This window comes from Vibrio sp. AND4, assembly GCF_000171815.1.
In the GTDB taxonomy this organism is placed as follows: Bacteria; Pseudomonadota; Gammaproteobacteria; order Enterobacterales; family Vibrionaceae; genus Vibrio.
Genome location: NZ_ABGR01000007.1, coordinates 72616 through 85713, shown reverse-complemented (window position 1 = coordinate 85713; position 13098 = coordinate 72616). Strand labels below are relative to the sequence as shown.

At 42.2% G+C, this 13098-nt stretch carries 9 protein-coding genes; 2 read left to right on the top strand and 7 right to left on the bottom strand.

The window, feature by feature from the left end; genetic code table 11:
* Positions 1-184: 184 nt before the first annotated feature.
* Positions 185-2632, top strand: a complete 2448-nt coding sequence (locus AND4_RS10150; RefSeq protein WP_009842871.1) for a GGDEF and EAL domain-containing protein — start codon at positions 185-187, stop codon at positions 2630-2632.
* 106 nt (positions 2633-2738) lie between these two features.
* On the opposite strand, the gene AND4_RS10145 is transcribed toward AND4_RS10150, so the two are convergent.
* From AND4_RS10145 to AND4_RS10115, 7 genes are read right to left on the bottom strand one after another with little or no spacing between them, the layout of a single operon-like run.
* Positions 2739-3485 carry an alpha/beta hydrolase gene (locus AND4_RS10145; protein WP_009842870.1) on the bottom strand — a complete coding sequence of 249 codons (747 nt, stop codon included), beginning with the start codon at positions 3483-3485 and terminating at the stop codon, positions 2739-2741.
* Positions 3482-5098 (bottom strand): hypothetical protein, encoded by a 1617-nt coding sequence (locus AND4_RS10140; protein WP_144017051.1) that lies wholly within the window; start codon positions 5096-5098, stop codon positions 3482-3484. The genes AND4_RS10145 and AND4_RS10140 overlap by 4 nt, the downstream gene beginning before the upstream one ends.
* 15 nt (positions 5099-5113) lie before the next feature.
* On the bottom strand, positions 5114-6664 hold the full coding sequence (locus AND4_RS10135; RefSeq protein WP_009842868.1) for an amino acid adenylation domain-containing protein: 1551 nt from the start codon (positions 6662-6664) through the stop codon (positions 5114-5116).
* Positions 6665-6675: 11 nt separating this feature from the next.
* Positions 6676-8862: a polyketide synthase gene (locus AND4_RS10130; protein ID WP_009842867.1), complete on the bottom strand. Its 2187-nt coding sequence runs from the start codon at positions 8860-8862 to the stop codon at positions 6676-6678.
* Positions 8855-10021, bottom strand: a complete 1167-nt coding sequence (locus tag AND4_RS10125) for an acyl-CoA dehydrogenase family protein (protein WP_009842866.1) — start codon at positions 10019-10021, stop codon at positions 8855-8857. Before AND4_RS10125 ends, AND4_RS10130 begins: the two co-directional genes overlap by 8 nt.
* 15 nt (positions 10022-10036) lie before the next feature.
* On the bottom strand, positions 10037-10279 hold the full coding sequence (locus AND4_RS10120) for a phosphopantetheine-binding protein (RefSeq protein WP_009842865.1): 243 nt from the start codon (positions 10277-10279) through the stop codon (positions 10037-10039).
* A gap of 8 nt (positions 10280-10287) precedes the next feature.
* The gene (locus AND4_RS10115; protein WP_144017050.1) at positions 10288-11337 is read right to left on the bottom strand and encodes a hypothetical protein; all 1050 of its coding nucleotides are present in this window, start codon (positions 11335-11337) and stop codon (positions 10288-10290) included.
* Between the two features lie 249 nt (positions 11338-11586).
* Between AND4_RS10115 and AND4_RS10110 the strand changes: the two genes are divergently transcribed.
* Entirely contained in the window at positions 11587-13098 is a 1512-nt protein-coding gene (locus AND4_RS10110) for an amino acid adenylation domain-containing protein (RefSeq protein WP_009842863.1), read from the top strand.

Genomic DNA, 13098 nt, shown 5'->3' with positions numbered 1-13098 from the left:
CCATTGCAAAAGTGAGACAGAATTAATGAAAAAGAGAACCAGATAACAGTTTTTCTGATTAATGGAACCTTCCTTACTTGGATTTATCTAGGCTTTGGATACGATACAGTCAAAGCCCAATATCTACTTCTCGTCAAATGTTCACTATTAAAATCCAAGGGCGCGTCAGGATGCTTTATTAATTATGTTTCGCTTCGCTATCTCCCCTGCTTTAATGACAGGCTGGAAACAAGCTCTTCAGCAGTGCTGTGATGTTACTCAGGCACACGGTCAGCTTTATACGTTCAGCTACACTCGCCAATGGCGTTTAAGTGAGGTGACCACTTCGTCGCAATATAGTCGTGATATCTTGGTGATTCTCGACTACGCCACTGAACGCTTTACCTACCCTCGACTGGTTGTTGAACAAACGCCCTTTCAAGACCAAACTTTGAGTTACTGCCCAATATGGCTACCGAGCGGCGAACTGTTTGCTGCACTCGTGTTGATCCATCCAACGGCACAAGATGCCGTCATTTCCGGTTGGTTGAGTGCATTAACAGGACGCATCAGCTTTGATGTTTCGCAGACTTACTATCGAGAACAGAAACGTCACGATGTCCAACTGGCGGAGCTACTGCCATCACTGCAAGAATTCATCGATTGCTTAGAAGACCACACTTGGATAAAAAGCACCGATGGGCGCTACGCAATGACCAACCGCAGCGTTGAAGAATCGTGGCAAATGGCCGGTAGTGACATTGTCGGCAAAAATGACTTCGAGTTGTTCAGCAGTCGCCGTGCAAGAAAGTTCATCGATACTGACCAATTGGTGATCGCGACAGGCAGCCAGAATACGGTCGAAGAATGCACCTTAATTGATGACAATAAAAACCCAACTTGGTTGGAAACCATCAAGTCGCCAATCCGTAATCGAACTGGTGAGTTAGTTGGTATTCTGGGCATGACGCGTAATGTGACGCGCCGAAAAATGGTGGAAGCTCAGCTTTCATTGGCGTCAAAAATCTTCGACAACTCTCACGAAGGTATGGTAATCACTGATCGTAAGGCCAATATTCTCGATGTGAACGGAGCCTTCACTCACATTACCGGTTATACAGCAGAAGAGGTGATCGGCAAAAACCCCAACATCCTGCGCTCGGGGCATCATGACAGTCAGTTTTACAAGCAACTCTGGCGTCAATTAGAAAGCAAAGGGCAATGGAAGGGTGAGTTCATCAACCGTAAAAAAGATGGCAGCATTTACCCACAACTCGCTACGATCAGCGCGGTAATGGACGATAAAGACCAACTGATTAACTACATCTGTGTATTTGAAGATATCTCAGTACGAAAAACGCACGAAGAAAAGCTACAACGCATGGCGTTTTACGATCCATTGACCAATCTTCCTAATCGCACCCACTTGATCAACCTTCTCGAGCAGCACATTGAAAATGGTCACAAAAATCAGCACATCTTTGCGACCCTATTCCTCGACCTCGATCATTTCAAGCACATCAACGACAGTATGGGCCATTTTTGTGGTGACCAACTGCTGACTAAGCTCGGCGAACGCCTGCAAGATGTGTTGCATTTACGTGCGCATGTTGCGCGTATCGGTGGTGACGAGTTCGTTGTTGTATTGCCGAATATAGACTCTGAGTCGCAGCTTATCGACACCATTGAAGACATTCTTTCTCTGTTTAACCATCCTTTTGAAGTCAGCAACAACGAGTCTTTACGCATTTCCACCAGCATAGGTGTGGCGCGTTACCCGCAAGATGGCCAAGACAGTGAAACATTACTCAAAAACGCCGACACTGCCATGTACTTGGCGAAGAAAAATGGCCGTAATGGCTACGCGTTTTACTCGCCAGATTTAACGGACAAATCCGTGTCTCATGTGCGGATACAATCGGCCCTACACGAGGCAATTGAGAAGAATCAATTGCACCTAGTTTATCAGCCGCAATACAACTTAAGTGCCAACGAACTTGTCGGCGTAGAAGCACTTTTGCGTTGGCAACACCCTGATCTTGGTATGATATCTCCGGCTGACTTTATCCCGATTGCAGAAAAAACAGGCCTGATTAAAAACATTGGCAAATGGGTATTGGAACAAGCCTGTTTGCAAGGCCGCGCATGGCTGGATGATGGCATTGAATTTGGCAAGCTTGCGGTCAACGTTTCGGCTCTCCAGTTACAACAATCAAACTTCATCAGCAAATTGGAGGGAATTCTCCAAGAGACCAAATTCCCGACATACCGGTTGGAGCTGGAGATCACTGAAAGCTTCCTTTTGATAGACCCACAGCAAGCGATCGCCTCATTGAACTCGCTACGTGAACTCGGTATTGAAATTTCTCTTGATGATTTTGGCACAGGTTACTCATCACTGTCGTACTTAAAAGGCTTACCCATCAACAAACTGAAAATCGACCGATCTTTTGTTAGCGACCTACCCGGTGACACCGACAGCAATGCGATTGTTAATGCCATCATCGCTATGGGTAAAAGCCTGTCACTCAAAGTGATCGCGGAAGGCATTGAAACCGAAGAACAAGCGCAATATTTATGCGAACATGACTGCGTCTATGGGCAAGGCTTTCTTTTTAGTGCGCCAGTGCGTGCAGAGAATCTGTTCAAATAACATCGTTTAAATAACACTGTTCTAGTGACATTGTTCTAATGACAAAGACCGAGCACAGGCTCGGTCTTTTGCGTTCTCCAAAACCGTTGCTTGGCCACTGCTCGACTCAAACAGCACCAACCCACCTTTCAATAATTCTCGAACACTCGGCCGCATGCTCATGAACAAACAAATGGCCGCCATCAAGACTGTATGTGTCCACTACGGAGTAATGTTTCACCAGGTTACGTGACAATGGGGCTGGTATCACTCGATCATGATGGGAATAAAGCACCAGAGTTTTCTCAACAAAGCTCGACTTTAAGCCTCGATTGACCAGCAATGTCATTAACTTTATCTGATACAAACAATCTTGATATCTAGGAAAGTTCGAGTTGATTAAACTCTGAACTTCAGACAAGTACGCTTGATCGTTTTTACTGACACATGATAATGAGTTCCACAGTGATACTTTGACGAATGTATGTCGCTCTAACGAATACAGATAATCAAGGAAATCAATCCAATTCGTGGCAGAAAACTTTGAAAAATCATTGGCCCAGCAGGTACCACATAAAATGAGCCCTTCTATATTATCTGGGTACGCTTGAGCATAGTATTGAGCCAACCATCCCCCCATTGAATAACCTATCAAATAGTATTTTTCTACTCCCAGAGTTGATAGCAGATGATTTAATTCCTCAGCCCACAAGGATAGACAAACGGCAGTATTGTTCGTTGTATGTTCGACGATGATGACACTTGAATTAGACAGCTTGGACGCTAATTTGTCCAAGCTCCAAGTATCGAACATGTATCCTGGAAGCAAGACGTAAGTAGGCCCATCCTCATCCCTAATACGACGAACGATCATGCACCTATCTCTTCACGAAAAAAAAGGGCAAACCACTCGTTAAGCGTCGATGATGTATAAAAACGCTCTCTACAAATATCTTCTTGATTGAGCTCAAGAGCAGCAATCGTGCGTGACAGAATTTGGGTTTTAGAAAGTGAATCTAATCCAAGATCAATCTCCAAGTGACAATCCCCATCGTCTACTGTGATAGGGTCAAGAGAGAATGCATTGATAATTTCGATTAATTGTTCACTCTCTTTTCGCTGATCAACCTTAACTTTTCCTGTGCGCTTAATCAGATCGACATTATCAAGGTCGCTGAGCAATTGATGTCTGAACATATTGCAGAATTCTGTGATGACATGCTGGCTAAAAAATCTTGAGTCGTAATTGAACGAAATGACGAGGCCATTTGGTGTCAAGACAGACATAACATCAAGCCCCCCAGATAAATTCGTGGTTCCCAAGTAACAGCTTGATACCTGCAAGTTAGGTTGATGATTGTCGATGCCAGATGCACCATAAAATGAGAAGTAGATATTCGTCGGCATGCCACGTCGTAGCGTCATTGCAAATTCTTCATCTGAGATTTTGGATTTGATATTACTGCTAGCAAGAGATTTAGCATTACGTCTTGCTGTGACTTGATCGACCTCATTAAGCGTACACTTGGTGGTGTGCTCGTTAACTCGCCTCTCTACCTCAAATGATTCAGAAATCTCGACCTTCTCGCGCTCAAAGTGAAGTAAGAAAGATTGAGCAAAGCAACCGACTTGCGATTTTGGAATCGTTTTATCTGCATAACTACGGCCATGGGTCGGGATCTGAAGCAATAACTCCGATTCATCTTGATTGGTCTTAAAAAATGCCTTAGCAAAGCACGATGCCATGTACGAGAAAAGCGACACCTCATGTCGAGCAACAACCGTAGTGATTTTCTGAAGATTTTGGGCTGGAATCAATGAAGACATCATTTTATACCGCCCCACTAAATGGCCTAAATGCTTCTCTTCAGGTGACCAAAAGTATCTTTTGGTCATCATCGACTTGCTGTAATCAATCGCAAAACGATTGAGTGTCTCCTGATACTGTTGATAGTCCATCAGGTTGTGGTCTGGCTTTGTGCTGATTTGGGGCGACTTAGAACCAATGACACAGTCCAACTGCTGCAAATAGCAATTGAGCAAGTTATCCACGCTAATTCCGTCTGCATATAGATGTTCAACGACAAGAAACACCAACACATCACGATCATTCATCTGAACAACGCGCAAAAAATGATTATTGTGAGAAGATATCCCTAAAGACATACACAGTAGAGCATTCACTTCGGACTCAACAAAGTCGTTCACGTCATTTACCGCAGCCTGTGAGTACTCGTAACAAGATAAGTAAGAGCCATCTGAGACGCTGTCAACAAAATTCATCTGACCGTAGCTATCGTTTCCGAGGTTAATATCAAAGTGCAAACTCTTAGCGGCATCATAGAAATGCTTGTAAGCGGTTAAAAACGTCGATGAATCGCATGACCTTGATAGAGATATTTTAACGGCGCTACAAACACTCGTTCCACCACACAGGTCTTTCCACATTCCAAATAGATATTGTGATGGTGTTATTATTGAGTTCATATTATCTTCCCTGCATTAATTATCAAAAAATTTACTGATTTTGGCGCGATCAAACTTGCCATTTGGCGTCCTCGGTAATTCATCGCTAATCAGAATGATTTTGTTAGGGTGCATATATTTTGGTAAAGACTCTCTAATACGATGACTGATATATTCAAAGTCACCGTCTTCTTTTAACTTTATAACGCAGCCAAGCAGATCCTCGAGTGAATTATCTTGAGGGCTAAAAATAACCACCACCTCAGAAACCTCTTCAAGATTGGCTATCGTTGCTTCAATTTCACCTAACTCAATACGATGACCTAAATACTTTACCTGACTATCTTTCCTTCCGATGAAGTAAAAAATATCATCCTTATCTATTTCAACCACATCGCCAGTTTTATAAAGCTTATCGGGGTATAAGTCATGCTCAGGATTTTGGATAAAAGAAGATTTTGTTTGTAAATCATTCGCCAAATAACCATAAGATACAGATTCACCTCTTACCACCAACTCACCTCTCTCACCTGGGGATTGAGTCAGCTCGCCTTCATCGGTAAGAACAAATAGATCCATGTTGGCGCGCGCTTTTCCAATCGGTAAGTGCTTAGTTTGCTCATCCGGTATTTCATCAAAAATGTGATAGGTACAGTCTACGGTTATTTCAGTGGGACCATACATATTTACAAACCGAACATGAGGGAGACACTGCATCCAAGTTCGCAGTACTCTCGGAGCGAGAACTTCACCAGCACAAAGGAGTTGCTTCAAGTTGAGAAGGATACCCGGACGTACTCTGCGTGTTTGCTTCAACATTGAAAGAACCGAAGGGACGCAAAAGAAAACGCTAATTTCCGATTCTTCTAACCACGGAATCAGGCTCGGAACCATCTGATTTATGCTATCGGGAACTAGATGTAACGTAGCGCCGACCTTCATTGCCGTGTAGATATCAAAGGTAGAGTTATCAAAATAAAGAGGGGCATGATTAGCAATATTATCTCTACTGCTCAATTGATACGTTTCGACGCACCATTCGATATAGTCATTGATTGCTTTATGCGGGATCATAACGCCTTTGGGAGTGCCTGTAGAACCTGATGTAAATAATATATAAGCTAAGTCAACTGATATCGCTTGTCGAGGTGGACACGTTCCAATATCAGATATAGAAATCTCTTCTTCTATATTAATGACTCTTACACTTTTTATTTCGGAAAATAGTTTAACTGCCAGTTTAAAACTATCATTATTTACTATAATAACTTTAATTTTTGCTGACTCAACTATCGCATTTAATCGCGATTTAGGTGAATTAACATCCAATGGTACATATACATTACCAGACTTAAGTATAGAGAACATTGCCTTTATAGCAGCAATCTTTTTAGGCATAAAAATAGCGACGGCTTGTTGCTTAAATACACCTAGACTGCGAATATATTGACTATACTTGTTAGTAAATCCATCTAATTCTTGGTAAGTAATGGTTTCTTGATAATGTAAGTCATTATATTGAACTGCAATTTTATTAGGGAAGAGTCTCGCCGACTCCTCCAAATATTTATGAACCGTTTTAATCACTGTAGTATCCGTTAAGTAAAGGTGATTGAAGTCAAATATTTCTCAGGTATCTTATCCCAATGAATGTCATGCCCATCCAACCAACTCTTTATAATATGGTGATCATGATCGCCACCTTCGGATAGTTGGGGCTTGTTTCCAATATCAAGCTCTATATCAATGTAAGTTCCATCCTTCGAACTGATTTCACTGAATAAAACCTTTGATATAGTCTTTGATTCCAGTAACAACTCTAGGTAGCCGTTAGCAATGAGCTTGATGAATGACGGGATATCATTGAGTAAATCGAGCAGGCGCTCAGGCTTCACAATCCCCTCTTTAATGATGAGGTAGATCGTTTTTAATGGTGATGAAATGTGATCACTGGATAAACCCCATTTTTCATACAGCTCTAATGCTGCAAACACGTATGCTAAGTGGGTATGTTCCGCACCACATGCTTTACGCCATTTGGTCATCAATACTTTATAGGTAAATTGTTGCTTTTCTAGCGCCTGAGCATTTTCAACCCATTCTGATGGCAGTGACTCTATTGCGTTTTGCACCCCTTCAATCCGATTGAAAAAACGCTGACTTAACCTCCAAACCTTGTTGCTGTCACTGATGTACATCATCCCAACATTGAGGTGATTCATCACATCTTCGGTTACCTCTTCGTCATCTTCGACGATCACATAAGGTCGATTTAACGATTTAAACAGGGATAAGTGATTGAGATAGTCATAAGCAAAGACCGTATTGAGATTAGACGAGAATTGCACCTCTTCTACGGCACTTCCCAGCACTTTTTTCGCATAACGAGGCCGACCGCTCTCATCACTAAAACCGCCACAAATCTTACGAGCATGTGCGATATTTTTTTGCACCAAATTCGGACTAAAGCCAATGTAGTATCCATCGCTTAAAGGGAGAGGATTTTTTTTGCTGCTTGTTGCATTGGCTTCAGACAAAATAACATGGCCATTAGCGCCACCAAAACCAAATGAGCTTACCGCAGCCCGTCGAACGCCCTTTACTTGTTGCCAACGCTTATTTTCAGTCGGAAAGTTCAGCTTCCTCTTTCTTTCAAAGACCAGAGGGTTCAAGGTTTCAATCCAAGAATTCGCCGGTATCACTTTATTCTGCAGCATCAAAATAACCTTGATGATGCCTGCTAGACCCGCGACTGATTCGGTATGCCCAACCACCCCTTTGATACTGCCTACATCACTGTGACTGAATACTCGAGACAGTGCATCTACCTCAATGGGGTCCCCCAGCGAAGTGCCTGTTCCGTGCGCCTCAATATAAGAGATCGACTCCGGCTCAACTTCTGCCATTGTAAGACTGTCTCTAAGTAGCTCTACTTGGGCATCGACACTAGGGGCCGTAATTGAAGGAGTGCGGTTCCCGTTATGGTTACCAATAACGCTATCTATCACGGCAAAAATAGGCAACCCTAGGTCAGTGGCCCGCTCAATAGTGGTAACCAGTAATGCGGCCACACCATCCCCCGGAACATAACCATCAGCGTCAATTGAAAATGGCGTGCATTTCCCTTTTCTCGACAACATGCCCGCTTTGGAGAATGAAAGATACTTCATCGGATGCAAGTTGAGATTGGCAGCAGCAACGATGGCGAATTCTGCCCTATTCAAAGCAAGCAAACGTTCAGCATCACTCAAAGCCATGAATGACGCACTGCAAGCGGTATTAATGGTTTTGCTCTCGCCCCTAAAGCCAAATTCTGAACTGATTCGGTTGGCTAATAATGCTTGGAAGTTACCTAGTGTTGTCTCCGGCCCGATAACTTGTGTGCCGTCAAGCTTGTCAAAGAGATTATCCACAACCATAGCGCCCACCGAGACAGAGACGATGTATTGCGCTAAGTAGGAGGCATCAACACCAGCACATTCCATCGCCCTTTCAACATGATCAAATAACAACCATTGCTGCGGATCGAGCTGTGCTTTTTCAGTGGAGGTTAGGCGTGCTTTTGAACGACTCTGCGCTCGAGCAAGATCGATGGGGGCCATCCATTTAGAGACACTTCTGTTTTGTTCATATCTGGATGTACTAAAAAAGCCCTCTAAAGGCCACCTGTCTTTCGGTATCTCTGTAAAAGCGGAGGCACTTTCAGTCAGTAAGTTCCATAGGGAACTTACATCTTCTGCACCAGCCAGCTCACATGAGTATCCGACTATTGCAAGTTTACCCATTTCTAGTCTCACCTTGGTCGGTACGTGCAAAATTTAGCGTAGTGACATCGATGTAACTTTGAGGACTTATCATCATATGCTGGCGACCCGTTTGGATATCACGCAGCACTCTTTCAATATTGTTACGCTCGGAAATAGCGGAAGCACCGAGGTTTTTGTAAGCAATTTCCCCAGCCTCTGCACACATTTCATTGGCAAATGTCGCTGCGAGCCTGACCTTTTCGACTAAGACTTCAGTTAGGGTCGAATGCGTTTGTAGATGGTCTTTCGCTAAACGAGCGGCGGACACTAATAATGCTTCCGACGCTAATGCTCGTGCCTTAATGCGAGCCCAGTCCTCTTTGAAGCCATCTTTAGATGCCAAAGGTAACTTTTCATTTGCCCGCACAATTTTCTTTCCCAGCTGTTTGAGTTCAGTCAGAACTCGATTCGTCATTCCTAAAGCCCAACAACCATGTGAGAGCGCAGAAAGAGGCAATATTCCCATGCGATAAAGACTGCTACCTCTTTTTGCTTCACCAGAGTCAAACTTGAAACAACGATCATGGGGAACAAAGATGTCGTTAACACTGTAGTTGATGCTTCCTGTCCCTTTTAGGCCTGTCGTCTGCCAATCACCAAAGATTTCCACTTCCTCGATGGGTATAACAGCAATCATCACCTCAGGCTCACCGGTATCCGTTTTTATGACGCTTGCGTTATCCACTTGTATGAACCCAGCAACGACCCACTCCGCTAGGTGAATGCCACTGCCAAACGACCATCGTCCAGTCAAGCGGTAGCCAGCCTCCTCAACATAGCCTCGACCGTTGGGTTGATATTGACCAGCGATCAACGTTTGGCCTTTGTTCGAAAAGACTTCCTCAAAGCCTTCATTGGGCAAATAAACACTGCAATGCGCGGCAGCTAAAACATGAGCAATCGCTAACCAACCAAATGAACCGTCGATGTAAGCGCACTGTTGCCACATCTCGACCAATTCATCTGGGCTCTCGCATTCTCCCCCAACCTCTATTGGGTAGATAGAGCGCCATGCATTGGTTTTTTCCATAATGCCGACGATGTCTCTAGGAAACATTCGATCTTGCTCAGCCTGTTCAGCCAAAAGGAGAATTTGATCTTGGGCCTGTTTTAAGGCGTTTAAAGCGTGATAAACCATAGTTAGACACCTTAGCTATTCGGAAAGTATGACGCTGATAGCAGCATTTATGGTTTCGATAGACTGAAATGTCTCAATGTTTAGTGCTGTGTGAGGGAAATGAAAGTTGAAATGTTCCTCAAGTTCAACCATTAGGTTAACCGACATAAGTGATGTCATTCCTAGATCATATAAATTATCTGCATAGGACAACTTCTCGGAAGCGGGTAAATTAACTAATGCCTTCTTCACAATGATTGCTACTTCGTTCGTGTACATTTAAGCCTCTATTTGTATGTTGTTTGTTGTTTGATTTTCTGTTGGAAGTCATGCATTTTCTTGGCAACCAATGATTCCTTGATGCATATTTCTTCCAAAATAGGAATATTCCGATAAAGAATTTGAACTGAACCCTGACTAACCGAAAAACTATGAAACATCTCAAAGGTTCGCCACAAATCAGCCAATTCTTCATAGCATTTAATAATTTCTTCAACTTCCTCTATGAAATAACTTGCGAGGGCGTGCTGCTTGTTGAGCAAGGCTCGGAAAAAAAGAGCATTGGCATGACGCTCGCCAAAACACCTCTCTGTCCATGGAACTAAGAATGGAATATCGTTTATCAGTAAATTTTTATACTGAGAAGTAAAATTATTAATAGCATTTAAGCCATGGTTAGGTTTTGATGAGTTTAAGTTCTCAACTATCCTAGAGAGGTCATCACTTAAATTGATATCATCAATATGAAAGTCCGTATCTTCTCTATTGACGATATACACATCCAAATGACCAAAATTCTCAAAGAAATAGTTAAAGTTATTTTCAAAATCGTCAAAAGAAATTTTAGATTGTTGGTGTTTCCTCTCTATAAAGCTATACGTTGAGTTGTTAAAGTCTTTACCATTGATGATGCAAACACTAAAAGAGTGATATTTATTAAAATATGGGCTTTCTTCAATAAAAAATGGGTCGACTACACTCATCACATGGTAGTCCTCTGATAAAAGAACACTTTCCAAATCCTGAAAATCAACTATTTTTAAGCGACTTACACTGTATCCGTAACGTGAACTTATATTTTTTACAACACGATGGGAAAGTACAGACTCTGTACTGGACATATCCCAATTAGGTTGAATAGACATGTTTGATCGGATGTCGCTAATACCAAAATCATCATTATTAAATAAATAAAACTCATGCTCTAAATGAGCTAGATCTAAGTTATTGACCATGTAATGCTTGCTAATAAAGCAAGATAAAGTAGCAAGAAAACAATTAGGACTTTCTAATTTAGGGTACTGCTCATATGGATAAAAAAACTTAGACTTACTCATTTTAATCACTAAAAATCCACCTTGACTTGATTTTATATTATTAATATCATCATAAAAATAACATATCAATAATGTTTTTTAACCATAAACAACAAATCAACTATTAATAGAAACAACACCAAGACCCAATGGAAAATTAATCTTTCTATCAATAAATAGAAGGAAAAATCTTAAGTAGATAATATTTTAAGTTGTCATTAATCAAACATTATTGACAGAAAAACTATTAGACCAAGGAAAGAAATAATTATGCTACCGCTCAATAAAGAGTGTATCCCTGTAGAGGCTATATTATTACATGGTGATATTACGCCAGACGCTATTGCCGTTGTTGACGATGAGATAAGTTTGACGTATCGAGAGCTTAAGATCGCTGTAACACAATTAGCCCACTCTATTTTTGAGTATTTTAATAATACAGATGAAAAAAGAGCAATGGTATTATCAGATGGGAGTGCTGATATGGTCATTGCAATATTAGCAATACAATATGCAGGTGGGGCCTATATCCCCATCGAACCTAAAGTTCCAATGGAACGCGTTCGAAGCATATTTAATGACGCGTCACCTAGGCTGATAATAAACGATTTCCGCAACAGTATTCGTGCTAAGGAACTTTCAGACGCACTTAATATTCCCCAGTTGACTTATCAGTTTGACTCCTCGGAAAATATAGGAAGTCAACCTTCAGTAGCTCTCCCTAAACTGCACCCTCACACGCCCGCCGTTGTATTCTTTACATCTGGCTCTACGGGTAAACCCAAAGGAGTTGAACTCGGTCATTTGGGCTACCAAGCTTGGTTTAATGGAATTCAAGAATGTTTCAATGTTACTCAAGGTGACCGAGTTGCCTTAACCACAAACCATAGCTTTGACTTGTCACTTGGCGAATTGTTGCTAGGGCTTGTGTCTGGAGCAACGCTTGTTGTTGCACCACAAAGTACCGTCAGGGATCCCCTATCAATAATACCTTGGCTTAATAAACACAAGATAACCGTTTGGCAGTCTGTTCCGTCACTGATGAAACAAATCCTGCCATTTTATGATCTAAGCGACGCTCTAAGATCATTGAAAGTGCTGATGTTTTGTGGCGAACCGCTCGAGTTAGATTTAGTCAGGAGCTTTCACACCACCTTTTCCCATAGCCCTGCTCGAGCCATCAATCTATATGGCCCTGTTGAAGCGTCAATTCAGGTAACGTGGTGCTGGGCTGATAAGTACTTAGATTGCGATATGACCCATGTCCCGATCGGCAAAGCACTTGCCTACGCAAATATAGACACTATCCCGCACGGTAAATCTGACCAAGAACTCATTGTCAGTGGCCCTCACCTCGCTTTGAGATACCTTGATGATGAAAAAGATCGTAAGACATTTATTACCGAAGGTGGCTCTAACAGATACTACAAAACCGGCGATCTGGTACTTAAGAGAGAAGACGGGGAGCTGGTCTTTAATGGGCGTACCGACGACCAAGTCAAAATCAATGGATATCGGATTGAACTCCCTGAAATAGAGAAAGCTTTGTTACAGCATACAGCAGCGACAGACGCCTGCGTTATCGCTCATACCGAAGGAACAGAAACAAAGCTTGTTGCTTTTGTTGTCACCAAAGAGACGAACAGCAGAGAGATACGCCGGCAACTATCGACTTCATTGCCCATTTATATGCTTCCGAAAAGGTTTGTGTTTATGGATAAACTCCCACTAACTCAGAATGGCAAGCGAGATAAAGTATTGATGAAGAAAGAGTATATTTAA

Coding starts and splice junctions, on each gene's coding strand:
- AND4_RS10140 (WP_144017051.1), bottom strand. CDS start 5,098: ATGAACTCAATAATAACACCATCACAATATCTATTTGGAATGTGGAAA.
- AND4_RS10110 (WP_009842863.1), top strand. CDS start 11,587: ATGCTACCGCTCAATAAAGAGTGTATCCCTGTAGAGGCTATATTATTA.
- AND4_RS10130 (WP_009842867.1), bottom strand. CDS start 8,862: ATGGGTAAACTTGCAATAGTCGGATACTCATGTGAGCTGGCTGGTGCA.
- AND4_RS10115 (WP_144017050.1), bottom strand. CDS start 11,337: ATGAGTAAGTCTAAGTTTTTTTATCCATATGAGCAGTACCCTAAATTA.
- AND4_RS10150 (WP_009842871.1), top strand. CDS start 185: ATGTTTCGCTTCGCTATCTCCCCTGCTTTAATGACAGGCTGGAAACAA.
- AND4_RS10145 (WP_009842870.1), bottom strand. CDS start 3,485: ATGATCGTTCGTCGTATTAGGGATGAGGATGGGCCTACTTACGTCTTG.
- AND4_RS10120 (WP_009842865.1), bottom strand. CDS start 10,279: ATGTACACGAACGAAGTAGCAATCATTGTGAAGAAGGCATTAGTTAAT.
- AND4_RS10125 (WP_009842866.1), bottom strand. CDS start 10,021: ATGGTTTATCACGCTTTAAACGCCTTAAAACAGGCCCAAGATCAAATT.